General features: G+C 56.2%; 22 protein-coding genes and 3 tRNA genes. 10 read left to right on the top strand and 15 right to left on the bottom strand.

Annotated elements, in window-relative coordinates:
- Positions 1 to 83: 83 nt before the first annotated feature.
- The 4 genes from NP590_RS12040 (at position 84) to NP590_RS12025 (ending at position 7718) form a co-directional block, all read left to right on the top strand.
- On the top strand, positions 84 to 800 hold the full coding sequence (locus NP590_RS12040) for a hypothetical protein (protein ID WP_256602652.1): 717 nt from the start codon (positions 84 to 86) through the stop codon (positions 798 to 800).
- Positions 801 to 882: 82 nt separating this feature from the next.
- Positions 883 to 3075 carry a TonB-dependent receptor gene (locus NP590_RS12035; RefSeq protein ID WP_256602651.1) on the top strand — a complete coding sequence of 731 codons (2193 nt, stop codon included), beginning with the start codon at positions 883 to 885 and terminating at the stop codon, positions 3073 to 3075.
- 50 nt (positions 3076 to 3125) lie between these two features.
- Positions 3126 to 4418: a PKD domain-containing protein gene (locus NP590_RS12030; protein ID WP_256602650.1), complete on the top strand. Its 1293-nt coding sequence runs from the start codon at positions 3126 to 3128 to the stop codon at positions 4416 to 4418.
- Between the two features lie 183 nt (positions 4419 to 4601).
- Positions 4602 to 7718 (top strand): diguanylate cyclase domain-containing protein, encoded by a 3117-nt coding sequence (locus NP590_RS12025; RefSeq protein WP_256602648.1) that lies wholly within the window; start codon positions 4602 to 4604, stop codon positions 7716 to 7718.
- 190 nt (positions 7719 to 7908) lie between these two features.
- Here NP590_RS12025 and NP590_RS12020 read toward each other — a convergent pair.
- The 4 genes from NP590_RS12020 to csrA all read right to left on the bottom strand — a co-directional run bounded on the left by NP590_RS12020 (position 7909) and on the right by csrA (position 8442).
- Positions 7909 to 7984, bottom strand: a tRNA-Asn gene (locus NP590_RS12020).
- A 26-nt stretch (positions 7985 to 8010) separates the two neighbouring features.
- Positions 8011 to 8087 (bottom strand) — tRNA-Arg (locus NP590_RS12015).
- A 64-nt stretch (positions 8088 to 8151) separates the two neighbouring features.
- Positions 8152 to 8242 (bottom strand) — tRNA-Ser (locus NP590_RS12010).
- An 8-nt stretch (positions 8243 to 8250) separates the two neighbouring features.
- Positions 8251 to 8442 carry a carbon storage regulator CsrA gene (gene csrA, locus NP590_RS12005; RefSeq protein ID WP_256602647.1) on the bottom strand — a complete coding sequence of 64 codons (192 nt, stop codon included), beginning with the start codon at positions 8440 to 8442 and terminating at the stop codon, positions 8251 to 8253.
- A 160-nt stretch (positions 8443 to 8602) separates the two neighbouring features.
- Between csrA and ylqF the strand changes: the two genes are divergently transcribed.
- On the top strand, positions 8603 to 9508 hold the full coding sequence (gene ylqF / locus NP590_RS12000; protein WP_256602646.1) for a ribosome biogenesis GTPase YlqF: 906 nt from the start codon (positions 8603 to 8605) through the stop codon (positions 9506 to 9508).
- On the opposite strand, the gene nadA is transcribed toward ylqF, so the two are convergent.
- From nadA to NP590_RS11980, 4 genes are all read right to left on the bottom strand, one after another.
- Entirely contained in the window at positions 9509 to 10606 is a 1098-nt protein-coding gene (gene nadA / locus NP590_RS11995; RefSeq protein ID WP_256602645.1) for a quinolinate synthase NadA, read from the bottom strand.
- A gap of 58 nt (positions 10607 to 10664) precedes the next feature.
- Positions 10665 to 11240: a DUF2780 domain-containing protein gene (locus tag NP590_RS11990; protein ID WP_256602644.1), complete on the bottom strand. Its 576-nt coding sequence runs from the start codon at positions 11238 to 11240 to the stop codon at positions 10665 to 10667.
- Positions 11241 to 11348: 108 nt separating this feature from the next.
- Complete coding sequence (aspS, locus tag NP590_RS11985) at positions 11349 to 13139, bottom strand: aspartate--tRNA ligase (protein ID WP_256602643.1); 1791 nt, start codon at positions 13137 to 13139, stop codon at positions 11349 to 11351.
- 77 nt (positions 13140 to 13216) lie between these two features.
- Positions 13217 to 13492, bottom strand: a complete 276-nt coding sequence (locus tag NP590_RS11980) for an FmdB family zinc ribbon protein (protein ID WP_256602642.1) — start codon at positions 13490 to 13492, stop codon at positions 13217 to 13219.
- 108 nt (positions 13493 to 13600) lie between these two features.
- Here NP590_RS11980 and pyrC point away from each other — a divergent pair, with 108 nt between their 5' ends.
- From pyrC to NP590_RS11960, 4 genes are all read left to right on the top strand, one after another.
- Positions 13601 to 14650, top strand: coding sequence for a dihydroorotase (pyrC, locus tag NP590_RS11975; RefSeq protein WP_256602641.1), 1050 nt, complete (start codon positions 13601 to 13603; stop codon positions 14648 to 14650).
- A 364-nt stretch (positions 14651 to 15014) separates the two neighbouring features.
- On the top strand, positions 15015 to 16592 hold the full coding sequence (locus NP590_RS11970) for an ArnT family glycosyltransferase (protein WP_256602640.1): 1578 nt from the start codon (positions 15015 to 15017) through the stop codon (positions 16590 to 16592).
- A gap of 73 nt (positions 16593 to 16665) precedes the next feature.
- The gene (locus NP590_RS11965) at positions 16666 to 17385 is read left to right on the top strand and encodes a glycosyltransferase family 2 protein (RefSeq protein ID WP_256602637.1); all 720 of its coding nucleotides are present in this window, start codon (positions 16666 to 16668) and stop codon (positions 17383 to 17385) included.
- Positions 17385 to 17669 (top strand): lipid-A-disaccharide synthase N-terminal domain-containing protein, encoded by a 285-nt coding sequence (locus NP590_RS11960; RefSeq protein ID WP_256602635.1) that lies wholly within the window; start codon positions 17385 to 17387, stop codon positions 17667 to 17669. Before NP590_RS11965 ends, NP590_RS11960 begins: the two co-directional genes overlap by 1 nt.
- A 17-nt stretch (positions 17670 to 17686) precedes the next feature.
- Here the strand turns inward: NP590_RS11960 and NP590_RS11955 are convergent, their stop codons facing one another.
- From NP590_RS11955 to NP590_RS11930, 6 genes are all read right to left on the bottom strand, one after another.
- Entirely contained in the window at positions 17687 to 18262 is a 576-nt protein-coding gene (locus NP590_RS11955) for an alpha-ketoglutarate-dependent dioxygenase AlkB family protein (protein ID WP_256602634.1), read from the bottom strand.
- An 11-nt stretch (positions 18263 to 18273) separates the two neighbouring features.
- On the bottom strand, positions 18274 to 18669 hold the full coding sequence (locus tag NP590_RS11950) for a bacteriohemerythrin (protein WP_256602633.1): 396 nt from the start codon (positions 18667 to 18669) through the stop codon (positions 18274 to 18276).
- Positions 18670 to 18693: 24 nt separating this feature from the next.
- The gene (locus NP590_RS11945) at positions 18694 to 19314 is read right to left on the bottom strand and encodes a glutathione S-transferase family protein (protein ID WP_256602632.1); all 621 of its coding nucleotides are present in this window, start codon (positions 19312 to 19314) and stop codon (positions 18694 to 18696) included.
- Positions 19311 to 19772: an amine oxidase gene (locus NP590_RS11940; protein WP_256602631.1), complete on the bottom strand. Its 462-nt coding sequence runs from the start codon at positions 19770 to 19772 to the stop codon at positions 19311 to 19313. The genes NP590_RS11945 and NP590_RS11940 overlap by 4 nt, the downstream gene beginning before the upstream one ends.
- Before the next feature lie 156 nt (positions 19773 to 19928).
- Positions 19929 to 23864, bottom strand: coding sequence for an EAL domain-containing protein (locus tag NP590_RS11935; protein ID WP_256602627.1), 3936 nt, complete (start codon positions 23862 to 23864; stop codon positions 19929 to 19931).
- A 185-nt stretch (positions 23865 to 24049) separates the two neighbouring features.
- Positions 24050 to 24685 carry a DUF938 domain-containing protein gene (locus NP590_RS11930; protein ID WP_256602626.1) on the bottom strand — a complete coding sequence of 212 codons (636 nt, stop codon included), beginning with the start codon at positions 24683 to 24685 and terminating at the stop codon, positions 24050 to 24052.
- 50 nt (positions 24686 to 24735) lie between these two features.
- On the opposite strand from NP590_RS11930, the gene NP590_RS11925 reads away from it, so the two are divergent.
- Positions 24736 to 25896, top strand: coding sequence for a GNAT family N-acetyltransferase (locus NP590_RS11925; RefSeq protein WP_256602625.1), 1161 nt, complete (start codon positions 24736 to 24738; stop codon positions 25894 to 25896).
- Positions 25897 to 25899: 3 nt separating this feature from the next.
- Here NP590_RS11925 and NP590_RS11920 read toward each other — a convergent pair whose 3' ends face one another.
- The gene (locus tag NP590_RS11920; protein WP_256602624.1) at positions 25900 to 26847 is read right to left on the bottom strand and encodes a hypothetical protein; all 948 of its coding nucleotides are present in this window, start codon (positions 26845 to 26847) and stop codon (positions 25900 to 25902) included.
- Positions 26848 to 26863 lie beyond the last annotated feature (16 nt).

The raw sequence follows: 26863 nt of genomic DNA, 5'->3' as shown, positions 1-26863 counted from the left end.
TTATATTGTAACATCGTGACTTGCTTCACACATTCCCCTCGGATCCGGTTTCGCCGGCTTATTAATCGTTATGGAGAAAACCTATGCGTAAATTATGGTTAGCACCCGCGTTGGTGCTGAGTCTTGGCTTCAGTTCCGCCAAGGCATTTGCCGCCGAACAACACGACGGCGACATTCAACCCTGGAAAGCCGTCGACGGCCAAGTCATCGTCAACGGCGAGTGGTTCGAAGCCGATTTCGGCGATTTTGCCGGTGGTTTATATAAAACCAAGAATCCAGGTTTTGACGCCGATACCGATAAGGGCGCCTTCGCCGTCGGCAACTGGTTGTGGTTTTCGGGCTTGAACAGCTTGCAGTACTGGAACGGTTCCGCATGGTTAAACACCGTACCGAACGGTGAATATATCGAACTGACCGACGCCTTGGGCAACAATACCGTCTTCAGCGCCGACGGCGTGCAAAATCCTAACGGTGTCATCGACGCATTCGATTCGGCCGGCGACCTCCATTCGCACCTGGAAATGTCTATTCGCAATGCTTCCAATGCCCTGGGAGGCAGCGTCGGAGCCTATTGGATCACCCTGCAATTGTTCGAAACGCTGCCGGAAAGTACCTCGCCGGTTGCCGCCGCATCCACGCCGTTCCACATCCTGTTCAATCGCGGTCTGGCTCACGTCGATTTCGAACTGGCTGTCGCAGCGGCCAGCGCCGCGCCTGTACCGTTGCCCGGCGCAGTCTGGCTGTTCGTTCCGGCCCTGACCGGCCTGTTGGGTTTCGGCCGCCGCAAACCGGCCGCGTGACACTGGCGCCAAACGCTCGAGCGATGCCGGGTTGAACCAGCCCGGCATCGTTATCGCGGCAGCAAAATTTGTACAAATTACGATGAAACCACACGCATTTTGGATAATGCTGGCGGCAGCCGCCGCAGTGCCGGCCGCGGCGGCGGATGCCGAAACGGAATTGGAAGCCGTGGAAGTCACTGCCGACACGCCGGCCCAGCGCATCACGCCTAATTTCAACTCGATCAAGGGCGACGCGCTTAAATTGCAACAAGCCGACAATCTGGGCCAGACCCTGCAAAACCAGATGGGCGTGGCCAACGCCTCCTTCGGACCCGGCGTCGGCCTACCGGTGATTCGCGGCCTTACCGGTTCGCGGGTCAGGATCATGCAGGACGGCATCGGCAGCCACGATGCGTCGTTTCTGAGCCCCGACCACGCCAACGCCATCGAACCGCTGTTCGCCGAGGAAATCGAGGTGGCGCGCGGCGCCGACATCATACGCTACGGCGGCAATGCCATCGGCGGCATGGTCAATGTCAAGGACGGCCGCATCCCCGAGCGGGTGCCGGAACGCTTGCTGCAAGGCGCGCTGGAACAGCGCTTCGACACCAACGCCGACGGCACCAACGCCGGCTTCAAACTTGATTTGGGCCGGGACCAATTCGCGCTAAAAATCGGCGGATTTCACCGCAACCGCAACGACACCGAAATTCCCGGCGAAGCTATCGCCGCCGACGCGATCCGCGAACAATTCGGCCTGAACAACATCCTGAACGCCCGCGGCACCATCCCCAACACCGACAGCGAGAGCGTCGGCGGTTTTCTGGGCGCCTCCTGGCTGGGCGATCACGGCATGGCCGGTATGTCGGTCGGCCATTTCACCAACCGCTACGGCATTCCGAAAAGCAGCCACGGCGTCGACCCGAGCAATCTCGACGGACTGGAGCTGATTCTGCCCGACATCGACCCGGCCTTGCTGGATCAGTTCGACGATATTCTGGGCCCGCAAGCCCTAAATCCGGACATTCGGATCGACATGCGCCAAACCCGTTACGATTTCAAAAGCGAATGGTACGCACCAATACGCGGTGTCGACAAAGCCGCGTTCCGCTACGGTCTGGTCGATTACAGCCACACTGAACTGGAAGGCCGCCTACCGTTCACCACTTTCGACAACCGGGTCGGCGAGGGCCGCTTCGAAATCGAGCACCACGTTCTGGAACCCTGGTCCGGCACCCTGGGCGCCCAATGGCAGGACCGCTATTTTTCGGCGCTGGGCGTGGAGAGTTTCGTGCCGCCCACCAACGGCGACATGCTAGGCCTGTTCAGCCTGCAAAAACTGGCTTTCGGCCAGTGGCGGTTCGAATTGGGCTTGCGCACCGAACGCAGCCGTATCGACCCGACCGCCACGGAATTAACCTTTCCCTCCCCGCCCGGACAAGTTTCCATTTATCCGGCGGTGGCCTTGCCGGAGTCGCTGAATTTTCGCGCCGATTCGATTTCGCTGGCGGCCAACTGGCAAGCAGCAAAGGCCGCCACGCTCAGCCTGTCGCTGAGCCGGGCCAAACGTTCGCCGGATATTCAGGAATTGCTGGCGTTGGGTCCGCACCTGTCGACCCGTAGCTTCGAGATCGGCAATGTTCGCCTCGGCAACGAAACCGCCAATCTGGCCGACCTGGGCCTGGATTGGCATGGCGAAAGCTTGGCGGCGAGAATCAACGCTTACGCCAACTGGACCGAACAATACATTTACCAGAAGCTGCAGCCCGAGGGCTTTTACAGCTACCACGAAGCCCAGTTCTACCCAGCCTGCGTCAACCTGGTCGAATGCCTGCCGGTCTACGCCTACCACCAGCGCGACGCCTTGTTCCTAGGGTACGAAGCCGAAGCCCAGACCACCCTGGCCGACACCCGCTTCGGCCAATTGAAGCTGACTCTGTTCTCCGATTTCGTCCGCGGCCGATTTATCGACGATGACGTGCCACGCCTGCCGCCGTTGCGGCTGGGCGCGGAAATCGGCTTCGGCGACCAGCGCTGGAACGCCGCTCTGCGTTACACCAGGGGCCAAATGCAAAACCGGCCGGGCAACGACGAGACCGCCACGCCGGGTTACCACTTGCTCAACGCCTCCGCCGACTACCACTGGCGCGGCCTGGAGCCGCTGGATCTGTGGCTGTTTGCCAAGGCCAACAACCTGCTCAACGAAGAAATCCGCGGCTCGGTTTCGTTTCTACGCAATTTCGCGCCGGAGCCGGGCCGCAGCGTCGTGCTCGGTTTCCGCGCCACGTTCTAGCCGTTTTGTTACTTTTCCGTTAACCGGATTACTATCCAGGAGTTAAACCCATGCCTGCTTCGATACAGCGATCACTCTTAACAACCGGCCCATGGCTCCCCGCTCTGCCCCTGCTGTTCGGCCTGTCAAGCCCGGCCCGGGCCGTGCACCTGGACGTGGAAATCTGGGGCGACGGCGACAGTATGGCGGCCGGCTTCTGCCGTACGCCGGGCGCGGTCGGCTGCGATCTGGCGCAATTGGTCGCCGGCCTGAACTTGCCGCCGAATACGCTGCCGATCGAAGGCGCCACCGGCAAAATGGTGTTTTTGAGCGATTTTCGCGACTTTTCCGGCGGACCCAACAAAACCCCGAATCCCGGCTTCCAAGCCGTGCAAAACATGCTGAACCCCGGCGAACTGGTGCGCTACCGAGCCAGCGGCAAACTACGCTATTGGAGCAGTACCGCCGGCGCCTGGGCCGACGCGCCCGGCAACGTCCGCATCAAACTGGCCGGCGGCATCGACCCGGCCATGGTAATCACCGATTACAACCAATGCGGCGGCCAACTGTTTTGTTTCGGGCCGGGCGCCGGCAACCAGGAAAGCTTCACCTTCTTTACCGGTGCCGGCGTCGGCGGCAAAACCGAAATGATCGTCGATGCCGCCAATAACCAGGGCAGCCTGCACACCCATTTAAACTTTTTCCTGGAAAACGCCATCGGCGTGGCCGGCGGCCCGGTCGGCGCCTACCTGGTGGAACTGCAAGTCGCGTCCAATCAGCGCAGCCAAGCTTCCGAGCCGTTCTACGTGCTGTTCAACGCCGGCCTGAGCGCCGCCGATTATTCCGCCGCCTTGCTGGATATGGTCGACACCTTGCCGCCGCCCCCGCCGCCGCAATTGCTGCCGATAGCCAACGCCGGCGCCGACCGCGTGATCCGCCTGAACAGCAGCGTCAGCCTGAACGGCGGCGCCAGCAGCGACCCGCAACCCGGCCCGAGTCCGCTCAGCTACGCCTGGCAGCAAACCCAAGGCCCGGCCGTGACCCTGGTCGGAGCCTCGACCGCGACGCCGAGCTTCCTGCCGCTGAAAACCGGTAATTACACCTTCAAACTGACGGTAAGCGACGGCGCCAATCCGGGTTACGACGAAGTCACCTTCAGCGTGCCGGCCCTGGGCGACATCGATCTGGACGGCGATATCGACCGCATCGACATCGCGCTGATTCTGGCCGCCGCCAGCAAAACCCCGCGGGCCGCCGCCAACGACGTCCGCGACCTGGACGGCAACGGCACGATCAATGTGCGGGACGGCAAATTGGCCCAGTCCCGCTGCACGCTGCGCCTGTGCTACCCGACCAGGCGCTAGCCGCCGTCCTTGCAGCTGTAAATCAAAAAAAAACTCTGAAGGAAAGAATATCGACGACAAGGTTACAAAAGACTTCAAAAGCTGCTAACGTAATGATAAGGCTTGCTTTTTCATAAAAAAGAGCCGGGCGGGCACGCGTACTGAAAAATAACGCCATTTTAATCACCACGTTGGCAGGAATTCATGATAGCCAAAGATGCGCTGAAAGATAAGATCATCATCGTTGCGGAACACAACGATGCCTCCCGCCGCCAGATTGATGCCGCCTTAAAGGATCACGGATACTCCGATATCCGCCATGCCGAAACCGGCGAATCAATTTACCGCACATTGCAATTGTTTTACGATCAGCCCGAAAAAATCGGCTTGATTGTAGTCAACGAAAACCTGCCGCGGTGCCAGCTCGGCGAGATGCGGCGCAATCTTGCCGACGCCGATGACGAGGTAGCTATTCCCTTGCTGGTTATCGGCGACAATAACCTAGAGGTATCCGACTCGCCGGGCAATCCCGGCCGAGCCGATGACGACAGCGGCTTGACGCATAAACTGGCTTCTCCCTTCCACCGACAAGAATTGTTGTTGACGGTCAATTTTTTGCTGAAACTTGCACAACAACGATTACTTCACAACGCGCAAAAGAAACAACTTTTGCTTGAGCTGTCGGCAAGAAACGTCAGCGATGCTCAACTCAAATATCTGGTGGCTCATGACGAACTCACCGGTTTTTTCAATCGCGGCAACTTCGAAAACCGACTCAAGCTGGCGTTAAATCGCTGCCATAAATTGCACCGAAATGCCGCCTTGCTATTTATCGAAGTCGATCGTTTTTGCCTAATCAACGAGTGGAAAGGCTTCGATGTCGGAGCTCGCCTGTTGGTGGAACTGGCCGTTTTGATGCGTAAACTGGCACCGTCCAAAAGCCTGTTCGCTCGGGTCGGCGATAACGAATTTTGTCTGTTTCTGGAAGATATGGATACCGCGCAAGCCCGAATGTTTGCGGAAAATTTCAAAAGGACGGTGGAGAATTACCGCTTCGTTTTCGACGATGCCAATCATCAGGTCACCCTTTCGCTGGGTATATCGACGCCGCGCGACGTCATTTCCTGCGAGCACCCCGGCAAATTAATGCTGTATGCCCGCCAGGCTTGCCAATTCAGCAAAAGCTGCGACCGAAACAAGGTAGGCGTCTATGACCTGCAAAGCAAGGGCATCAAGGAGCGGCAAAACGATATTACCTGGGCGCCTATCGTCGAGCAGGCCTTGCGAGAAAATCTTCTGTTTCTGGTCTTTCAACCGGTGGTTGAGCTGGAAAACGGCGCCATTTCTCATTATGAGGTGCTGCTCAGAATGCGTTACGACGGCAAGACGGTCTTGCCGAATATATTTATCCCGGTGGCGGAACGCATGGGCTTGATGCACGCCGTCGACCTGTGGGTGATTGAAAACGCCATCGACTTCTTAGCGGCCTTGCCGGCGCATAAAGCCTACATTTCTGTGGCGATCAAATTGTCGGCCGGCGCCTGCAAGGAAGTCGAGTTGATTGACATCGTCCGCCACAAATTGGAGCTGAGCTGGGTCAATGCCGCCCGTTTGATGTTTGAAATTGCCGAAAGCGCCGTCATCGAACATCACGACAGCACGCTACACATGGTTAATAAGATCCGCGCCCTGGGTTGCCATACCGCGATGAGAATGAGCGGCGCGGGGTTTAACGGCTACGAATACCTAAAAACGTTTCCGGTCGACTACGTAAAAATCGACGGCCACTTCATCAAACCGCCGACCGGCGACGAAAATCGGCAAATGATGCTGAAGTCCATGGTCGACATGGTTACGCAATTGGGCAAAAAAACCATCTTCGTCTATGTCGAGTCGTCAAGCACCGTCATGCAGTTAAGGGAAATAGGCGTTACGCTGGCTCAAGGTTACATGCTGGGCAAACCGGAAAGCTATCTGCTGGAAGGCACGTCAATTCCGTTTGCGCAATATATGTCCGAAAAGCGGCAGGTGGAAAAAGCCTTGAGCGAAAAGGAAAGCTATCTTCGCGTTTTAATCGATAACATTCCGTTCCTGGTATGGCTCAAGGACACTGAAAGCCGGTTTTTGGCGGTCAATCAGTTATTGGCGCGGCAAATGCGCTGGGGCTGTGCCGAAACCGTAGAGGGTAAAACCGACTTCGACTTTTACCCGCGCGAAAAAGCCCTGAGATACCAATTGGAAGACCAGCAAGTGCTGGCGTCAAGGCAACGAAAAACAATGGAAGAGGAAGTTGTGGATGCTTCCGGCACCCGCCGCTGGAGCGAGATTTTTCTAGCGCCGGTGATAGACAAAAACGGCGAGCCGCTGGGAACGCTTGGTTTTGCACGCGACATTACCGAGCGTAAACGGGTTGAAACCGACCTTCGCATCGCGGCCACCGCCTTTGAATCGCAGGAAGGCATGGTCGTTACCGATGCGGATGCCATCATCATGAAGATCAATCATGCCTTTACCCGCATTACCGGATTTACGGCCGACGAAGCCATCGGCCGCAAAATGAATATTCTGAAATCAGGCATGCACGACGCCGACTTTTATGGCGCAATGTGGGAAAGCATCAATTCCACGGGCAGTTGGCAGGGCGAAATTTGGAATCGGCGCAAGGACGGTGAAATTTGCCCGGTGTGGCAAAGTATTACGGCGGTCAAGGCTGACGATGGCGACGTAACTCACTACGTGGGCACCATGATCGATATCACGGCCCGGAAAGCCATAGAGGAGCAGATGCACCACATCGCTTACCATGACGTGTTGACCAACCTGCCCAACCGGATTTTACTGGCGGATCGTTTGCAACAGGCTCTGGCCCGGGCCAAACGTGAGAATACCAAACTGGCGCTGATGTACATCGATCTGGATAAATTCAAACCGGTAAACGATAACTTTGGCCACGATGTGGGAGATCTTTTGCTGAAAGACGTAGCGGCGCGGCTATCAACCTGCGTAAAACGCGAGTCCGACACTGTCGCACGACTGGGTGGGGATGAATTCGTGGTTTTACTGTCGAATTACGAACAGGAAACCGATCTGTCCAAGGTGGCCAAGAATATGTTGAACACCCTGTCCGAACCGTTCCGGATCGAGGAACACCGGATCAACATTTCATCTAGCATAGGAATTGCCACCTATCCGGCCGATGGCATCGAAGCCGGTTGCCTGATGAAGAGCGCCGACCACGCCATGTATCAGGCCAAGCATGCCGGCCGCAGCTGCTTTAAATTTCACGCCGGCGAAAAACCAACGCGCCTGTCTGAAAAATAAAGCGCGTCGTTGCCATAGGGCGGTGGGTAACGCTTACAACTGCATTCAAACCTTATTTGTCGTTTAGTGCCGTATATTTTTCGATCAAACACGAAATTTTTTCGGATTTGAGTGAAAAACAAAGTGACCATAAAAGTGACCACGCAATAAAAAAGGGCTTAGACATTTCTGCCTAAGCCCTTGATTTATTTGGCTCCCCCGGACGGGCTCGAACCGCCGACCTAGTGATTAACAGTCACCCGCTCTACCGACTGAGCTACAGGGGATTAATTTCGGTATTTTAATACTCAAATGGCGCGCCCGGAGAGATTCGAACTCCCGACCGCACGGTTCGTAGCCGTGTACTCTATCCAGCTGAGCTACGGGCGCTTGTTTGAGCCGCTTATTATGGATTTATTTACTTAATTAGTCAACTACTTTTTACTACTTTTTATGGCGGAGAGAGAGGGATTCGAACCCTCGATGCGCTTTTGGCACATACTCCCTTAGCAGGGGAGCGCCTTCGGCCTCTCGGCCATCTCTCCAAAACTTTTTAAATCTCCGAGGATTTGGATTCAGATTGCTCTTTTTTAATCCTCTCGTAAATCTCTTCTCTATGAACAGAAACATCCTTCGGAGCATTGACACCAATCCGAACTTGATTCCCTTTAACGCCGAGAACGGTGACAGTGACTTCATCACCAATCATCAAGGTCTCCCCCACTCTACGAGTCAAGATAAGCATACCATCTCCCTACATGTCCTAAGCACTTTGTTTCTGAAACAAGCTGAGCTGACAATTTTATTAGCTTTTATAAAAAAAAGAAAGTTTATTTGGCTTTTGTTTAACGATTTAGCCGATTTCCTCCTGTAGAATGACATTTGTTTCGAAAACGAGAGTCAAAATGTTAATACAGTGGTACCCGGGTCATATGCACAAGGCCAGCAAAGAAATCAAGCAAGCTTTGCCGAATATCGATTTACTCATCGAAATACTCGACGCCCGCATTCCGTATAGCAGCCAGAACCCCATGCTGGCACAACTCCGTGACGACAAACCCACCATACGCGTGCTGAGCAAAACCGACTTGGCCGATCCGGAACTTACCCAAAGATGGCAAACCTATTTGGAACTGGAACAAGGCGTAAAAACCCTGGCCGTGACCACTCAGCAACCTGACAAGATCAAGCAAATCATCGACCTGTGCGGCAAGATGCTGCCGGAGAAAACCGAGGCCAACAAAGTGATCTACACCATGATCATGGGCATCCCCAATGTCGGTAAATCCACCATCATAAATGTATTGGCCGGCCGCACGATCGCCAAAACCGGCAACGAACCGGCGGTGACCAAGATGCAGCAACGCATCAATCTGAAAAACAACATCGTCTTGTCGGACACGCCCGGCGTGCTGTGGCCGAACGTGGAAAACCGCAACAGCGGCTATCGTTTGGCCGTGACCGGCGCGATCAAGGACACCGCCTTCCAACACGACGATATAGCTTTATTCGCGCTCGACTATTTTTTGCCGGCATATCCGGAACTATTGCAAAAGCGCTATCAACTGGAAGAGATTCCGAATACCGCAATCGCCGCATTACAGGCCATCGGAAAAAAAAGAGGCTGCTTGCGCACCGGCCAACAAATTGACCTGGATAAAGCCGCCAAACTGTTTTTAACGGAACTGAGAGCCGGCACCTTGGGCCCGATCAGCTTGGAAACTCCGGAGATGATAGCAACCGAAATGGTGGAACTGGCGGCAATCCGCGAGGAAAAAGCGGCTAAAAAAGCCGCCAGAAAACGCAAATAATCAGGACGCCAGCAACATGTTATCAAGAGCTTTCTTGGCCAAAACCACCTGCTCGGCCGGCACGGACACCTGGTTGACCACATGCCCTGCCGCCAGATTCTCCAAAACCCAGGCCAGATGCTGCGGATCGGTGCGGAACATGGTGGAACACATGCTCAGCGTCGGCGCCATGAAATGCACATGTTTGCCTTGGTCGCTAAATTCCTGATTCAGCCGGTTGACCAGATTCAATTCGGTCGCCACCAGCCAGCGGGTATTGGCGGCCGCCTCGCGGACGATTTTTAAAATCATCTCCGTGGAGCCGATGTAATCGGACTTTTGGCACACCTCGAAACAGGCTTCCGGATGTGAAATAACAATGGTTTCCGGATGCTTTTGCTTAAAATTGTCGATTTGCTCTGGCTGAAACGCCTGATGCACCGAGCAATAGCCTTTCCACAAAATGATCTTGGCGTCGCGAATTTGCTGCTCACTCAAGCCACCCATGGGTTTATTGAAATCCCAGGTCACCATTTGTTCCAACGGAATACCCATCCGATACCCCGTGTTACGACCCAGATGCTGATCAGGGAAAAACAGCACCTTTTCGCGTTTGGCGAAACTCCAGTTCAGGATTTTTTCCGCATTGGACGAGGTACAGACAATCCCGCCGTGCTGGCCGCAAAACGCCTTCAAATCGGCGGCCGAGTTGATATAGGTCACCGGCGTAACCGTACTTTCCACATCAAGGATTTGCGCCAATTCGTCCCAGCATTGCTGCACCTTGATTTTATTGGCCATATCGGCCATCGAACAGCCGGCCGCCATATCGGGCAAAATGGCAATCTGTTCAGGCCGCGACAAGATATCGGCCACTTCGGCCATGAAATGCACGCCGCAGAAAACAATGTACTCGGCTTCGGACTGCGCGGCTTCGCGCGACAACTTTAAGGAGTCACCGAAGATATCCGCGTGTTTGAACACTTCGTCGCGCTGATAATGATGCCCCAAGACGATGCAGCGTTTGCCGAGCTTGGCCTTGGCGGCAACGATGCGCGCTTCGCACTCGGCGTCGTCCAGCAGGGCATAATCATGTATGGGCAAAGCGGATGAAATCATATTTAAACCTAGACAAATAAAACGCGTGTTTCGCGCCGGAAAAACTACTGTAACTCGCTCAATACAAGGCGTTTTGCAACAAACTCGTCATGGCGGGTCCGCTTTGACCTTGTACATATTGCAAAACCAGCGGCACAAATTGACCGATCAGTTCGGCCTTCATGCCCAAACTCTGAAACGTAGCGGCCAGTACGGCCAGCCTCCCCAGAGCGCCACCCTGTCCATCGGACATATTCGTGGCGGAGCCCCAGATCACTCGCGACGACGACTGCGTAGGCACCGCCGCCAAATAGCGGTCCATGCCCGGCAGACTGCCGCTCAATTGGATAAAATCGCTGGGGTTCATGCGCTGTTGCGCCAGCGAGAAAATCGAACCAGCCCCGCCCATGGCTTGTTGCGAATCGACGCCCAAGCGTCCGACCAGCATACTCACCAAAGCCGAATCGGCCATATAACCATTATCCGCCTCTGCGGCTTGACCAGTTACGCCCCACGGCGAGTCCTCGGCCTGTTTATCAAGCGGCGCCTGGGGCTCGCCAGAGGCCCAATTCTGATTGATTGGTTGCCGCGCGGGCGCGCAGCCGACCGCCAAAACCATCGCGCCGATCAAGGCAAAAGACATAGCGTATTTCATAGCGGCCACCTGTAAAAAAACCAACCAAAACCCGCGCGGGACTGCCCGATCAAGGTGGACAACAATACGCGGCCAACCCTTATTGGTAAAGCCGCGCCATTTTCGACATCAATCCTGTTTCTCTTCCTTACCGGCCGGCTTCCGCAAGCGAATACCCAACTCTTTCAATTGCTCGTCGCTCACCAATGCCGGCGCGTTGAACAATGGGCAAGCGGCCGTCTGGGTTTTCGGGAAGGCTATGACATCGCGAATGGAACCGGCCCCGGTCATCAGCATCACCAGCCGGTCCAGTCCGAAAGCGATACCGCCGTGCGGTGGCGCACCGTATTTCAAGGCATCCAGCAGGAAGCCGAATTTCTCCCGCGCTTCCTCGTGCCCGATACCCAAAATGGCGAAGACGATTTGCTGCATCTCGGTGCGATTGATCCGGATGGAACCGCCGCCGACTTCGGTACCGTTCAATACCAAATCATAGGCGCGCGACAAGGCACGACCCGGATCGGCCTTCAGCTCTTCCACCGAGCAACTCGGTGCGGTAAACGGATGGTGAATGGCGGTAAAACGTTGCGCCTTGTCGTCCCAGGCAAACATCGGAAAATCCACCACCCACAACGGTTTCCAGTCGCCGGTCAGCAAATTGCGGTCCAGACCCAGTTTGACCCGCAAGGCGCCCATGGCTTCGTTGACGATATGAGCCTTGTCGGCGCCGAAGAAAATCAGATCGCCGTTTTGGGCGCCGACTTTGGTCATCACCTTGGCCCAAACCTCATCCGGAGCGAATTTGACGATGGGCGATTGCAGGCCCTCGACGCCGGCCGCCAGATCGTTGACTTTGATATAAGCCAAGCCCTTGGCTCCGTATATGCCGACGAACTTGGTCAATTCATCGATGACGCTACGACTCATTTCGCCGCCCTCCGGCACGCGCATCGCCACAACACGGCCGTGCGGATCGTTGGCGGGACCGGAAAAAACCTTGAAATCCACTTCGCGCATTTCGTCGGCGATATCGACCAATTCCAGCGGAATCCGCAGGTCGGGACGATCGGAACCATAGCGGCGCATGGCTTCCGCGTAACTCATCACCGGAAATTTATCGCCCAGATCGACATCGATGATGTCCTTGAACAGGCGGCGGATCATTTCTTCCATCACCGCCATAATCTCCCGCTCGTTCATGAACGAGGTCTCTATATCCAGCTGCGTGAACTCGGGCTGGCGGTCGGCGCGCAAGTCTTCATCGCGGAAGCAACGCACCACCTGATAGTATCGCTCCATGCCGGCCACCATCAGCAACTGTTTATAGAGCTGCGGCGATTGCGGCAAGGCGAAGAATGAATTCGGATGGGTTCGGCTGGGTACAATGTAATCGCGGGCGCCTTCCGGAGTGGCCTTGGTCAAATACGGCGTTTCAATTTCAAAAAATTCGTTGTCGTCCAGATATTGGCGCAAATGGCGGGTTACGTCGCGCCGCACCTTCATGCGCTGCTGCATGACGGTGCGGCGCAAGTCGATATAGCGGAAGCGCAAACGGGTTTCCTCGTTGACTTCGATCTCGCTCTCCAACGGAAACGGCGGCGTTTCCGCTTCGTTCAATACCTCGATATGTTTGCCCAGCACCTCGATTTCCCCGGTTGCCATGTTGGCATTATGCGTACCTTCCGGACGATCCCTTACCACCCCTTCAATGCGCAGCACATATTCGCTACGCACGCTTTCGGCTATGGCAAAGCTTTCCGCCAGATCGGGATCGAACACCACCTGCACCAGTCCGGCGCGATCGCGCAGATCGATAAAGATGACACCGCCATGATCGCGACGGCGGTGTACCCAGCCGCACAAGGCGACGGTTTGACCAAGATGTTGGGTGTTCAATTCTCCACACTTGTGGCTACGCATAGTTGTTCTCGGGTTAATCTGAATAAAAAGGAAGGGGCACCGGATTGCCGCTCGCAATCCGGCCTTATCGATATGAATTAATGACAGGCGCAGCTGTTGCCGCAACCGCCACCGCTAGCGCTGGAGGAGCTGGTGGAACCGGAACTTTCGCCGGCAACATTTTTCTTGTTGCCGCTTTTGAAATCGGTTTCGTACCAGCCGCTGCCTTTCAGACGAAAACCGGCGGCGGAAATTTTCTTTTTCAACTCCGCCTCATTACAGGCCGGACAAACCACCAACGGCTCGGCGCCCAATTTTTGCAGGGCTTCATGCTCATGGCCGCAGGCATTGCATTGATATTCATAAATGGGCATAGCGACTCCAAAAAAATCAAAAACAGGTCGGTTATTGGGCCGATGCTTGAATTGTTCAAGGCCCTTGGTGTTAAAATTACGTGCATTTTAATCGAAATCAGCGCGAAAATGGACAAATTGACAGACCGATTGACGATCACTCAACCCGACGACTGGCATTTGCACGCGCGCAGCGGGTCGATCCTACAAACGGTGATCGCCCACACAGCCAGACAATTCGGCCGGGCCATTATCATGCCCAACCTGAAACCTCCGGTCACCACAGTAACCCAGGCCTTGGCCTACAGGGCCGAGATACTCTCGGCATTACCGGAAAACACTTCATTTCAGCCCCTGATGACGCTGTATTTGACCGGCAATACGTCGGTGGAAGAAGTCAAAAAGGCCGCCAAAGCGGAACATGTGCACGCCTTCAAACTATATCCGGCCGGCGCCACCACCAACTCCGACGCGGGGGTTGCCGATATCGAAGCCGCCTACCCGCTCTTCGCCGCCATGGAAAAATTCGCGCTGCCCTTGTTGGTGCATGGCGAAGTCACCAACCCGGAATACGATATTTTCGATCGGGAGAAAATTTTTATCGATACCCAATTGGACCGTATGGTCCGGGAGTTCCCCGACCTACGCATTGTCGTGGAACACGCGACCACCCGGGAGGCCGTGCAATTCGTCGAATCGGCCGGCCACCGAATAGGTGCCACCCTTACGCCGCAACATTTGCTTTACAACCGCAACGCCATTCTGGCCGGCGGCATTCGGCCGCATTTTTATTGCTTGCCGATTTTGAAGCGGGAACATCACCGCCAAGCCCTGTTAAAAGCTGCCACCAGTGGCAACCCCAAGTTTTTCCTCGGCACCGACAGCGCGCCGCACACGACATCGTCAAAAGAAAACGCTTGCGGCTGCGCCGGCTGTTACAGCGCGCATGCCGCGCTGGAATTATATGCGGAAGCCTTCGAACAAGCCGGCGCGTTGGATAAACTAGAAGGCTTCGCCAGCTTTCACGGCGCCGATTTCTACGGCTTGCCCAGAAACAAACAAACCGTCAGCCTGATAAAGCGGGCCTGGACAGTACCCAAGCAATACGGCGAGCAAGATCATGGCATCACCCCGTTAAAAGCCGGCGAACAATTGGCTTGGCAACAATTGACGGACTGAGCTGTGCCGGGCCGGTTCATTACAACCGCACAGCTGTGCATATAAACCAATAGCCGCCGCATATCGGGCATTATTTCGAAACGAAAAAAACCAATCCTCGGCTACCCGCGCTTCGGAAAGCGCTCCACCCACTGACAATACCTGACATGGCACTAAATTAGCTTATAAATTCCACGTTTTTTTAGTAACTGTTCAGCGATTGCGAAGTGTAGGGCGGAAAGCCCCGCGCATCCACCATGATTGCCGGATGCGCCTTGCTTATCCGGCCCGTGTTTGATTTACGCTGTTTTGACTGAATAATTACGTTTTTAATTCGCCCCGGCTGAAGCAAGCTCGGCCTTGTATCGCTCCCCTTCCAACCACCATGCAAAAAGACTTAGTTTACCGCTGGGGGATTTTCCCCCTCTGGCTGTTACTGACCACTACCATCTTTTTTCGCAATCCCGTCCCCATCGACGAAACGCGCTACCTCAGCGTTGCCTGGGAAATGTGGTTGCGCGGCGATTTCCTGGTGCCCTATTTGAACGGCCACACCTATAGCCACAAACCGCCGCTACTGTTTTGGCTGTTCGAAAGCGGCTGGGCAATTTTTGGTGTAAACGAATGGTGGCCGCGCCTGGTCGGCCCAATCTGCGCCTTGCTGAACTTGCTTATGACCCGTCACCTGGCCTTCAGGATTTGGCCGGATCAACCCATGGCCGCGCTAAAAGCCCCCTGGATATTGCTGGCCACCCTGCTATGGACTCTGTTCGCCAGTTCCACCATGTTCGACACCCTGCTCACCTGCTGCGTGCTGTTGGGCATGCTCGGCCTTATCGACGCGATTCGGGGTAATTCGCTCAAGGGTTGGAGCTTTTTCGCTCTGTCCATCGGCTTGGGCTTGCTGGCCAAGGGGCCGGTAATTTTTCTGCATCTATTGCCGACCGCGCTATTGGTGTTTGTTTGGGCCAAACCCGACTATCGATTCAGCAAACTCTGGCCGGCTTGTCTGGCCTTGGCGTTGTTGGCCGGTTGCGCAATCGCCTTGACTTGGGCCTTGCCCGCCGCCTTGGCCGGCGGCGCGGAATACGCCGACGCCATCCTGTGGCATCAAACCGCGGACCGCACCCTGGGCACCAAGATTCATGCCCGCCCGTTTCCCTGGTATTTATATTTTTTGCCGCTGATAACCTTTCCCTGGATCGCTTGGCCGCGTCTGTGGCAAAGCCTCCGCGCAACCCGCATCGGCGGCGATGTTGGCTTAAGATTCAGCCTTACCTGGCTGGCGGCATCGTTTTTAGTATTTTCCCTCTTGCCCAGCAAGCAATTGCATTACCTGATGCCCATGCTGCCCGCCCTTGCCCTGTTCTGCGCCCGCTTGCTGCCGCATGAAGAGCCGGAACGGCGCGTGTTTGCCGACTGGCTGCCGGCCGCCCTGATAAGCCTGACCGGCCTGTTTCTGATTCTGTTGCCGCGCGTACCCGGTTTAAGCGCATTGAATTGGGTACAACAGGTTGAACCCGGCTGGGGTCTGAGCGTAATGGCCATCGGCTTGCTGCTGAGCGTTGTTGCCGTCCGCTACCGGCGACTTCCGGTCGCGGCCCTGTCCACCGGAATGGTTACCGCCATTTTTATCGGCTTCATATTTTTCTTTCGATATACCGGCCTGCAATACAATCTCCGGCCCGCCGCCGACATGCTGAAACAGTTGAATCAACAACAAATCCCGACCGCTTTTGTCGGCGACTACCAAGGCCAGCTGCATTTTCTGGGTCGCATCACCCAGCCCCTGGAAGTCATAGAACATCGGCAAGTCGCCGATTGGGCCGGACGACACCCCAACGGTTACCTGATCTATCTGGAAAAAACCAAACCGGCCCGGGCTGATTACCTTCAACCGCATCGGGAATTTTGGCTGTTTTTCAAGACAGCCGCGGAAGTCTTGTCCGCCGATCCGGCATAAGCCTAAGAATGGGACTGGGTTTTGGTTTAAAATTCAGCCCCTTAAATTTTGTCCACTTTTAACATCTTGATACATGAAAATTTCGGTCGTGGTTCCGGTTCATAACGAAACGGATAATGTAGGAACCCTCATTGCGGAAATTCATCAAGCCCTGAGCACTCGGGAAGCTTATGAAATGCTATTTGTCGATGACGGCAGCACGGATGACACCTTGCTGAAATTAAAGGAAGCCATGCAGACCTTTCCCGCCCTGCGGGTCTTGCGGCATCAGAACAGTTGCGGACAAAGCCGCGCCATTTACAGCGGCGTCGTGGCGGCGCAATACGACTGGATTGCCACATTGGACGGCGACGGCCAAAACGACCCCGCCGACATTCCCAAGCTGATTGCGGCCCTGAGCGAACGGAATTCGGACAAACTCTGGATGCTGGCCGGCCATAGACACCAACGCCACGACACCGGCTGGCGGCGGTTTTCCTCGAAATTCGCCAATGCTATCCGGCAGGCCTTTTTGCGCGACCAAACCCCGGATTCCGGCTGCGGCTTAAAACTGTTCCGCCGCGACAAGTTTTTGGCCCTGCCGTATTTCGATCATATTCACCGCTTCCTGCCGGCCATGATAATCATGGCCGGCGGCGAAGTCATTTCGGTCAAGGTCAATCACCGCCCGCGCGGCCACGGCCGGTCCAAATATGGCACCCTGGACAGGCTGCTGGCGGGTGTCGTGGATTTATTGGGCGTGATCTGGCTGAGGAAACGCCACAGCCTGCCCATCGTCAGCGAGGTGAGATAATGGATGCCGATACCGTCTGGTTGATTGTCGGCTTTTTCGGCCAAGCCCTGTTTTCGGGGCGGTTTCTGGTGCAGTGGCTGGCCAGCGAACGACAAAAAAAGAGCGTAATCCCGGTGATGTTCTGGTATTTCAGCATACTCGGCGGCTCCACCCTGTTGATTTACTCCATCCACAAGCAGGACCCGGTTTTCATCGCCGGCCAGGCCGGCGGCTTGTTGATCTACGCCCGCAATCTGTATTTCGTGCTTAAACACTCCAAACGGGAACAAACCAATCCCACCTGACGCTCATGCAACCGGCATCAGGCTGTCGGCCTGCCGACCCGGCGAAAGGTTAAATTAATCCGCTGCCCCGTGATCCGGCCATCCCGCGGCACGCTGTGCAGCCAGTGGCTTTGAAATGCCGGCTTCATCAACAGCAGGCTGCCGCGCGGCAGGACCAAACCGCCTGTTTCCCCACTGATTTTGTGCCGAAACAGCAGCGGCCGGGCGGCTCCGAAACTCAGCGAGGCAATGGCCGGCGAATCGGCCAGCTCCGGTTCGTCGTCGGCGTGCCAGCCGACGAAATCGTCGCCGTTGCGGTAATAATTCACCAAGACCGAATTAAACCGGCAATCCAGGCGCTGTTCCACGTCGGCGCGGATTTGCAGTAGCGGCTCCGTCCAGGGCCGGGTATGCAGCAGATTATTGCTATAGCTGTAGCGAACACCGGCATCGGCATGCCAGGTTTGCAGCCGGGGCAAGACGAACTGACGCCCGGCAAAGGCATAACGGTTATCCGGCCAGTCATGCGCTTGCAGAAAATGCTCAAGCAGGCTTTTACTGGAAACGGCATCGTAAAAGTTTTCGATCAACTCCAGTTCCGGGCAATGCATCATGCCGCGCAACCTTAGCGGCCATTGCCCGCCTGGATATGCGCCGCCAAGGCGCTGTCCATGGTGGCCAGATGCAGTAAAAACCATTGCGGCAGCCGCTCCCTGACAAAAGAACGCCCGAAGGCCAGCATGCCCTTGTCTACCCGGCTTTTGAATTGCTTGAACTCGCCCAATACCCGCTGGTGCTCGCCGGCGTGTTCGGCTTCGGCGGGAAACCGGCTATCCCGCATCAATTGGTTTTCCATGGCAAAATGTTGTTCTGTATGTTCGAACAAATGTTGAAACAGCCCCGGAAACTCGTCGTTGCCGGCGGCGTCCAGTTGATTGAGCAGACTGACGAAGGTCTGGTGATCTTGATCGATGGCCGGCAGGCTCACCCGTTTGAGAGCGCCGGGGTCAATTAATGTCATGCATTGCCTCTTGGTTAAATCGCATTAAGTCAGTCTATAGCCCTCTTCCATTAACACCCGCTTCACCACCGGCCGCGAACACATCAAGCGGTAATGGGCCAAACAATGCTCCGGCAAGGGAATATTGGATTTGTCGGCCCAAAACTCCACATAAAACAGGGCAGCGTCGGCGATGCCGAAACCGCCCACCGCATAGCCCCCGGCCGACAGCCGGCAGTTTACAATATTAAAGGCCTCCCGCACGATACTTAAGCCCTGGGCCTTGACTGCCTCATAATCGGCGGGGTTGGGGGTGAATTTTTCGCTGGTGAATATCCTGGCAAAGCCCTGCCCATGCAAAGTACCGACCACATAATCGACCAGTTCCAGCGCGCGGCTATCGCCTTCCGCATCGCCGGGCAGCAATTGCGCCTTGGGATACGTTCGGGCCAGCCAATAGGCAATGGCGGCAAATTCGGTCAGCGCGCTGCCGTCGTTTCGCAGCAGGACGGGAATGGTAGCCTTGGGATTGATGGCCAAGTATTCCGGCGTGTGCTGATCACCGGCCATCAAATTCACCAAGTGCGCCTCGAAAACCAGATCCAGCTCTTCCAGCAGAATATGAATACCGGTCGAGCAGGAGCCAGGGGTCATATACAGTTTCATGCGCATTCCAGAAAATAGCCGTTGGCGTTTAGGGCAAACTCCCGCCACAGCTCGGCAATCTGGCTTTTGACCTGATTGACGTAATCACGGCTCGGTTTGTGTTCGTCCGGAAAATTGGACAAGGCGCAGGAAGTTCTATGCTTGTCCACCACGAACAGCAAAAACCCGTCGACAAAACCGTCGAACAGCGGCAGTAACCGCCGGGTCAGCGCCGACATGCCGCGCTCGCGGGGGATATCGGCTGTCTGAAACGGCAAAGCTTTCAATCGCTCCAAGGCCAAGCCATAGGTTTCAGTCAATACCGCCAGTACATTGCGCTGAAAACAGCCGTCCCATTGCTGCTTGGACAAATCGTTGGCCAACCGGCGTTGATAGTCGCTTTTCATGCGGCTTTTACATTGATCAAGGTAGGCTTGAAATTGCTCCAGGCTGGCATCGTTGATGGGTTCGGGCGGCATGTTCGCTATCTCATTCACAAGGACTGCCAATACGCATTCAATATTAAGGCCAACCCGACCAGTTGCCTTTTAAGTCATTGATATTCGGTAATCCGGCCGCATGCCGCTTGTCGTAAAACCGACAAGCGGCCGGCTATTGTCGGGCGGGGATGCCATTCATTCCGCCGCGCTGTTTGAACCCCCGTTCCCGCCATGATCCAATAGCATCTTCAACTGTAGCAGCAAGGCGTCGCGCAGACCGTGAAACTCATCCAGCCCCGCCAATACGTCTTGGTCTCGCCCCTGGATCTTCAGCTTGCCAAGTTCCGCCGCCAATTCATGCAACTGTCGATGCAATACCATGATTGCCCGACGGACCGACGGCGAACCACGTTCCGCCATGCCGCCGCCATCCAGCCAGACGCCAAAGCGGCACTGGTGACGGTTCAAGTCCGGCGGGCTGACATTCTCGTCCCGAAGCGATGCCTCGAACGCCATGACCCATGCGCGAAGTTCGGCACCGGCATACAGTATCGGCAAATCGGCGCGGCTTAGCCGATCTTGGCCTATCCAGCGCGTATCGGGCGCCCAGGCGGCTAGCCAGCGGGGCAGTTCGTCCGCCGGCATGGGACGGGCAATACCGTAGCCCTGGGCTACTTCACAGCCGAGTTTCAACAGCATTTCCCCATGCTCCGGATTTTCCACCCCCTCGGCGACGGCATGCCGGCGAAACGCGGTCGCCAAGCCCAGCACACCTTCCAAAATAGCCAGATTTTCGGGGTCGTCCAGCATGTCCCGCACGAAACTCTGGTCAATTTTGAGCGTATCGGCCGACAGGCGCTTCAGATAGGTCAGAGAGGAGTAGCCGGTACCGAAATCGTCCAGCGCGAAGCTTACGCCCAGGTCGCGACAGTCTTCCATTACCCGGCAAACCTGAGCCAAATCCGCCAGCGCGCTGGTTTCCAGCACTTCCAACTCCAGTGCCCAGGGAGCAATCGGCGCGTGCGCCGCCAGTAGCGCGCGTAGACGTTCGACGAAATTGACTTGCTGCAGTTGGCGAGCCCCGACATTGACGCTGACCGAAACATCCAGCCCGGCCTTGCGCCAGCGTTCCAACTGAGTCAGCGCGGTATCGATGACCCACTCGCCCAGTTCGACGGCCAACGCATGATCCTCTATTACCGGCAAAAACACCGCCGGCGGCAAAAGCCCTCGCTCGGGGTGCAGCCAACGTATCAAGGCCTCGACCCCGATAAGCCTACCGTCGCGCATATTCACCTTGGGCTGGTAATACAGCACAAACTCGCGTTCCGCCAAGGCCCGCCGGATGCGCTCCAGACTTTCATGATGTCCGCGGGCCAGCCTGTCTTGCTCGGTATCGAACAGATGGTAATTATTTTTGCCGGCCAGTTTGGCCCGGTACATGGCTTGATCGGCTTGGCGCAGCAGATGATCGGCGTCCACGAGCTCGTCCTGGGGATAAAAGGTAACGCCGACGCTGGCCGACACCTGAAGGGACAAGCCATCCAAATGCACGGGTTCGGCCGCCGCGCTCAGCAGCCGAGCCAGCACCGGCAGGCCGGCTCCGCTGTCCGACAGGTCGAGCAAAACGGCAACGAATTCGTCGCCGCCCAGACGGGCCAGGGTATCGCCTTCACGCAAGGCTTGCTTCATGTGCTTGGAGACGATCATCAGCAATTGGTCGCCGGCATCGTGACCATAGGTGTCGTTGACGGCCTTAAAGCCGTCCAGGTCGATATAGGCCACCGCCAATTGCTGTCCCCGCCGCTCGGCCTGCGCCATGGCTTGAGACAGACGATCGGCCAGCATCACGCGGTTAGGCAGACCGGTGAGCGCATCGTAATGCGCGATGCGTTCCAGATATTGCTCGTGCTCCTTGAGCCCGCTTATGTCGGTGGAAATACCCAGGAGACCGCAAATCGTTTTGCTGTCTTCGTTTTGGTAAATTGGCGTCTTGATTTCCAAATAGACGCGGCGCGCGCCTCCGGCATGGACGACGGCAACTTCTTCCGTGGTTTTTTCGCCCTTGAAAACACGAGCATCAATCTCCCGCAGTTGCTTGACCGTTTCCGGCGGGAAAAACCGGCTATCGTCGCTACCGGCCAATTCTTCGGCCGAACAGCCGAACAACTCCAGGGTTAAGCGATTGGCATAAACGTAGCGGGATTGAGTGTCCTTCATGTAGATGTAGGAAGACACGTAATCCAGCGCCTTGCGGAAGCGTTGGGTTTCCGTGTGCGCCGCTCTCAAAGACAGCTCGGCCTGCTTGCGCGCGGTGATGTCGGCCGCCACGCCGTGGAGTCTGCTAATGGCCCCACCCCCATTGTGGAACGCCTCGCCGCGCGCCAGTATCCAACCCTGTGTACCATCCGGACGGATCATCTCAAGTTCTAATTCGTAGGGAACACCCGATTCTTTTGTCTCGGATATGGCGGCGCTTAAACGAAGCCAGCTATCGGGGGTAAACAGACGGGCTTGATCCGGATAATCGGGCACGGGCAAATCGGGATTTAAACCGAATATCCGGTAAAGCTCCGCCGACCAAAAAACCCGGTTTGTGGTCAGATCCAGTTGCCAGCTGCCCATGCGGGCGATGCGCTGGGCTTCTTGCAATTCCGCCTGACTTTGCCTTAAGGTCACTTCCAGCGCTTTACGCTCGGTGATATCCGCATGCGTGCCTATCATCCGCAGAGGCCTGCCTTCGTCATCGCGGCTAACCACCATGCCGCGAGTCAGTATCCAGCGCCAACCGCCGTCCTTGTGCCTGAAACGGTATTCGCGCGCAAAAAGTCCGACCCTGCCTTCCAGGCAGGCTTGCAGGGCGCTCAAAGTTTCAGAGAGCTCATCGGGGTGGAGACGGCTCCGCCATTCATGCAGGCCGTCACCGATTTCCTCCTCGGCATAACCGAGCATTTCTTTCCAGCGTTTGGAAAAAAAGACTTGGTTGTTTGTCAGATTCCAGTCCCAAACCCCATCGCCGGGACCTTCCAGCGCGAATCGCCAGCGAAATTCGCTTTCCGTCAGCAAGGCCTCGCGACTTACGATCTCCCTGGTTAAATTGCCGGCTATGCGGGCGGCATTGGCTTGGGTGCTGAAGATCGATCGCATAAGGCCGAACAACAGGCCGCTGAGTACCAAACCGCCAAACAGCGTAGCCCATGCCGGGGCATAGCTTATATCGTAGGAAGTACCGAGCCGCTCGAATACCAGCAGCCACCGATGCCCGTTGAAATCGATGGTGCGCTGCTGCCTAAGCAGTACGCGCCCGCCCGCCGCCATGTCCATCTTGCTGGCGAACAGCAAGCTGGCGGGCGTCTCCTCCAAGCCATCATGGATTTGTAGGCGGACAGTCTGGCCTTGACGCGATTCCCAGTCGCCCAGAATTCCGGTCATCAAATCGTGCATGCGGTAGGGACTGTAAACCCATCCGATCAAGGCTGCCCGTTTTTGCTCCACGCTGTCGCGCGCCATGTTGTGTCGATAGACGGGCAAATACATCAAGGAGCCGGCTTGCACTTCGGCACCGGTTTCCTGCACCAGTTCGACCTTGCCGGACAGCGCCGCCGCGCCCGAGTCCCGCGCCTGTTCCATGGCCGCGCGCCGCACCGGCTCGGAGAACATGTCGTATCCGAACGCACGCAAATTTCGCTCGCGGAACGGTTCGAGGTAAATGATGGAGGTGTAGACCGCGCGATCGCCCGGCGGACGCACGCTATATTCCGGAAACCCTTCGCCGCGAATACGGGCGATGTGATCCGCCAGTTGCTCCGGCTGGATAACTTGCGCAAAACCGATGCCTTGCACGCCGGGAATCACATCCCCAGCCCGCAAGGTTTCCGCATAGGCGCGCCACTCATGGCGAGTCACGGCGGATGATGCATCGAAAAGCGCAACGCCGCCGCGCAGCACCAAGGCATGGGCCGCCAGACGTTCCTGGATTTTCAAGCCGACTTGGTCGCAGGTAAAGGAAAATTGCCTAACCGCGTCCTGCTCAATACTCCGAGCGACCTGAATGCCGGTAAAAGCGGTGGCTATAAGCCCGCAGCCGAGCAGTGCCCAAGCGAGCAAGGATTGCCTGATGGTTTTTTTCATTAATGGGGAAACTGGCTGGATCACGTTTGTGATAATTGGCGCGTCACTATAGCAAACTCGAGGGTCGTTGCCACTGAGCGAATAGCGACAGCCGCGCTGCTGTCGGCTGCTTGCGATCGTCGCTTTATGGCCGAATCTACTTGGTCGAAACGGAATTCCCGCGCATCATATGCAGCGGTTCAAACTCAGCCACCGAACCCGACCGCATGGTTGCGGCGCCGGGTTTGGCGTTGAAAGACCAGCAAGCGATTGTTGGCGGGCATGGCATGATCGGCCAACAACTCCAGGCCGATGGCCGACGCCAGCCCACGTATCCGTTCGAAGTGCTTGATGCAGCTGTGCGGATTTTGCTGTTTCAACCATTGGTCGAAACGGGCGTTACTGTCGCTGGTGTAGCCGCCCCGGTAGTTGAACGGGCCGTAGATACACACTCGCGCATCCAGCGCCAAATACCGCGCCAGGCGTTCGAACAAAAGCTCAACCTCCCTCAGACTCATGATGTGCAGGGTATTGGCGGTAAACAAGGCGTCCACGCTGTCGCACGGCCAATCCGCATCGGCCACGTCCAGCATCAACGGCGCTTGCAAATTGGACAATCCTGCCTCCCCCAACCACAGGCGTATGCCGGCGATATTGCCCGCCCGGTCGGTCGGCTGCCAAGTCAGATGCGGCAAATGTTGAGCAAAATGACAGGCATGCTGACCGGTGCCGCTGCCGATTTCCCACACGGTGGCGGGTTTATCGAACACCTGTTTGAGGATGTCCAAAATCGCTTGTTTGTTGTTTTCGCAGGCCTGGGAAAAGGGTTTTTCGGTCGTCATGGGTATGGAATTAATGTTATCTTGCTGATTTGACTGTACTGTTTTTCGTCATGGAAGTAAAACAAATCCACAGCCTGAGCCAAATCGACGCCTCGGACTGGAATCGGCTGGCCGGCGTCGATTATCCGTTTCTGCGACATGAATTTTTGTCGGCGCTGGAACAAAGCGGCTCGGTTTGCCCGCAAACCGGCTGGTCGGCCCGACACCTGCTGGTCGAGGATGCACACGGCTTGCTGGCTATTCTGCCGATGTATGAAAAACGGCATTCCTGGGGCGAATATGTCTTCGACCAGGCCTGGGCCGATGCCTACCGCCGGCACGGCCTGGATTATTACCCCAAATGGCTCACCGCCATCCCGTTTACCCCGTGCCAGGGGCCGCGCCTGGCGTTAAGGCCGACAGCCGATGCCGGCGCCGCGATGCGGATTTTACTGGACTTTATTCAACAATCTGCGGCGCAAAACGCCGTCTCGTCGTGGCATTGCCTGTTTCCGCGCCAAACCCAACTGGCCCAATTACAACAGAGCGGACTGAGCATACGCAGCGGCGTGCAATTTCAGTGGTTCAACCGCGGCTACGGTGATTTTGCCGACTATTTGCAAACCCTGAGTGCCGGCAAACGCAAAATGATCAAGCGCGAACGCCGCAAGGTGGCGGAACAAGGCATAGAGATGTTGCGCATCCCCGGCCCGCAAATCACCGAAGCGCAATGGCGGGCGTTTTACCGGTTTTACTCGCAGACCTATTTAAAAAGACGCGGCCAACCGTATTTGAATCCGGACTTTTTTCAGCGCATCGCTGCCGCCATGGCCGAACAATGCCTGCTGATCCTGGCGGTAAAAGATCAGGCTTACGTCGGCGCGGCCTTGAGTTTTGTCGGCGAGGATTGTCTGTACGGCCGCTACTGGGGTTGCCAGGAAGAATACAACGCCCTGCATTTCGAAGCCTGCTATTACCAAGGTCTGGATTATTGCATCGAACACGGACTCCAACGCTTCGACTCCGGCGCCCAGGGCGAACACAAGATTTCCAGAGGCTTCGAACCGGTCACCACTTATTCGGCGCACTGGATCAAACACCCGGCCTTTGCCCAAGTCATAGACGACTTCGTCAAACGCGAGCAGGTCGGCGTGCGGCAATACCGGGAAGCCGCCGCCGGCTATCTGCCCTTCAAACAAGACGCTTCGAATAAACCGGAGCCGGCGGCATAGATGTCAAGCCGATTTTTTCCGGCTCCCGCGCCAAAAATAAAACAGGCCGCCCCCGACCAGAACCGCCAGCGCGGCCATCATGAAGCGCGGCTCCGCCACCTTGACGCTACGATTTTCATCCTTGAATTTAAATTTCACCAACACGCCCAGGCTGGGATCGCTGACCTCGATATGCAGCGACTTGGCCGCCAAATTGCTTAATTGCACTTCGCTACCGTCGAAGGGCTTGTTGTTGCGTTTATCCTTATTGATGATATGCGGCACCAGCGTGGTTTCGCTCAATTGGGCCTGCATCAGTTGCGCGGCGATTTCCGCCTCCAACTCCTTGCTGGTCTTGCCGTCGGTTTTGATGCGCATCGGCTCTTGTTGGTCGATACGGATTTCGATGTTACCGGTTGAAGCCGTCTGGGCCTTTCTGGCGGTGAAGCCATCCAGATAATCCACATCGGCGGCATACACCAGATCGATGGCAAGCTGAACCCCGGCGGCGTTGAAGTTTTTACCCCGCAAATCGAAACCCATGGCTTGATTGCTGTAATCCCGAAATACCGCCGAGGTCAATGCATAACCGGCTTTGTTAGCGATATCCAGTTCAGGCTCGTCCCCCGGCTGAGTGACGCTAACGCCGCGCCATCTCGGGTCCAATTGAATCATGCCGTCTTTTACGGCGGTGACCAGCTTTTTGGCAATCCGTCCCGGCGAGGCCTCGCCGTCGATTTTATCGGGATTCAAAAAACTCATGCCGGTCACCCGGTATAACTCTTCATCGTCCAGCCGCCACTCCAGGGTATAGGAAAACAGGGAGTCGCCGGCCTTTTTGGGCATGCCGGCATGCAGGCGCAAGCTGTCGCGCTCAGCCGGGGTGGCGGCGGCAACAGCGGTATCGACCGGCACAATGCCACCCAGCATTGCAAACCAGACAGAGAGGAGAATGGGCGTGGTCGACTTCATTGCGGTTTCCGATATC

The organism is Methylomonas subterranea (assembly GCF_024505185.1).
Classification (GTDB): Bacteria; Pseudomonadota; Gammaproteobacteria; order Methylococcales; family Methylomonadaceae; genus Methylomonas; species Methylomonas subterranea.
The sequence above is the reverse complement of the archived record's forward strand: the minus strand, read 5'-3'. Positions and strand labels throughout refer to the sequence as shown.

What these genes read in the sequence shown, in the direction of transcription:
- NP590_RS12040 (WP_256602652.1), top strand. Translation starts at nt 84, where the DNA reads ATGCGTAAATTATGGTTAGCACCCGCGTTGGTGCTGAGTCTTGGCTTC.
- NP590_RS12035 (WP_256602651.1), top strand. Translation starts at nt 883, where the DNA reads ATGAAACCACACGCATTTTGGATAATGCTGGCGGCAGCCGCCGCAGTG.
- NP590_RS12030 (WP_256602650.1), top strand. Translation starts at nt 3,126, where the DNA reads ATGCCTGCTTCGATACAGCGATCACTCTTAACAACCGGCCCATGGCTC.
- NP590_RS12025 (WP_256602648.1), top strand. Translation starts at nt 4,602, where the DNA reads ATGATAGCCAAAGATGCGCTGAAAGATAAGATCATCATCGTTGCGGAA.
- csrA (WP_256602647.1), bottom strand. Translation starts at nt 8,442, where the DNA reads ATGCTTATCTTGACTCGTAGAGTGGGGGAGACCTTGATGATTGGTGAT.
- ylqF (WP_256602646.1), top strand. Translation starts at nt 8,603, where the DNA reads ATGTTAATACAGTGGTACCCGGGTCATATGCACAAGGCCAGCAAAGAA.
- nadA (WP_256602645.1), bottom strand. Translation starts at nt 10,606, where the DNA reads ATGATTTCATCCGCTTTGCCCATACATGATTATGCCCTGCTGGACGAC.
- NP590_RS11990 (WP_256602644.1), bottom strand. Translation starts at nt 11,240, where the DNA reads ATGAAATACGCTATGTCTTTTGCCTTGATCGGCGCGATGGTTTTGGCG.
- aspS (WP_256602643.1), bottom strand. Translation starts at nt 13,139, where the DNA reads ATGCGTAGCCACAAGTGTGGAGAATTGAACACCCAACATCTTGGTCAA.
- NP590_RS11980 (WP_256602642.1), bottom strand. Translation starts at nt 13,492, where the DNA reads ATGCCCATTTATGAATATCAATGCAATGCCTGCGGCCATGAGCATGAA.
- pyrC (WP_256602641.1), top strand. Translation starts at nt 13,601, where the DNA reads ATGGACAAATTGACAGACCGATTGACGATCACTCAACCCGACGACTGG.
- NP590_RS11970 (WP_256602640.1), top strand. Translation starts at nt 15,015, where the DNA reads ATGCAAAAAGACTTAGTTTACCGCTGGGGGATTTTCCCCCTCTGGCTG.
- NP590_RS11965 (WP_256602637.1), top strand. Translation starts at nt 16,666, where the DNA reads ATGAAAATTTCGGTCGTGGTTCCGGTTCATAACGAAACGGATAATGTA.
- NP590_RS11960 (WP_256602635.1), top strand. Translation starts at nt 17,385, where the DNA reads ATGGATGCCGATACCGTCTGGTTGATTGTCGGCTTTTTCGGCCAAGCC.
- NP590_RS11955 (WP_256602634.1), bottom strand. Translation starts at nt 18,262, where the DNA reads ATGATGCATTGCCCGGAACTGGAGTTGATCGAAAACTTTTACGATGCC.
- NP590_RS11950 (WP_256602633.1), bottom strand. Translation starts at nt 18,669, where the DNA reads ATGACATTAATTGACCCCGGCGCTCTCAAACGGGTGAGCCTGCCGGCC.
- NP590_RS11945 (WP_256602632.1), bottom strand. Translation starts at nt 19,314, where the DNA reads ATGAAACTGTATATGACCCCTGGCTCCTGCTCGACCGGTATTCATATT.
- NP590_RS11940 (WP_256602631.1), bottom strand. Translation starts at nt 19,772, where the DNA reads ATGCCGCCCGAACCCATCAACGATGCCAGCCTGGAGCAATTTCAAGCC.
- NP590_RS11935 (WP_256602627.1), bottom strand. Translation starts at nt 23,864, where the DNA reads ATGAAAAAAACCATCAGGCAATCCTTGCTCGCTTGGGCACTGCTCGGC.
- NP590_RS11930 (WP_256602626.1), bottom strand. Translation starts at nt 24,685, where the DNA reads ATGACGACCGAAAAACCCTTTTCCCAGGCCTGCGAAAACAACAAACAA.
- NP590_RS11925 (WP_256602625.1), top strand. Translation starts at nt 24,736, where the DNA reads ATGGAAGTAAAACAAATCCACAGCCTGAGCCAAATCGACGCCTCGGAC.
- NP590_RS11920 (WP_256602624.1), bottom strand. Translation starts at nt 26,847, where the DNA reads ATGAAGTCGACCACGCCCATTCTCCTCTCTGTCTGGTTTGCAATGCTG.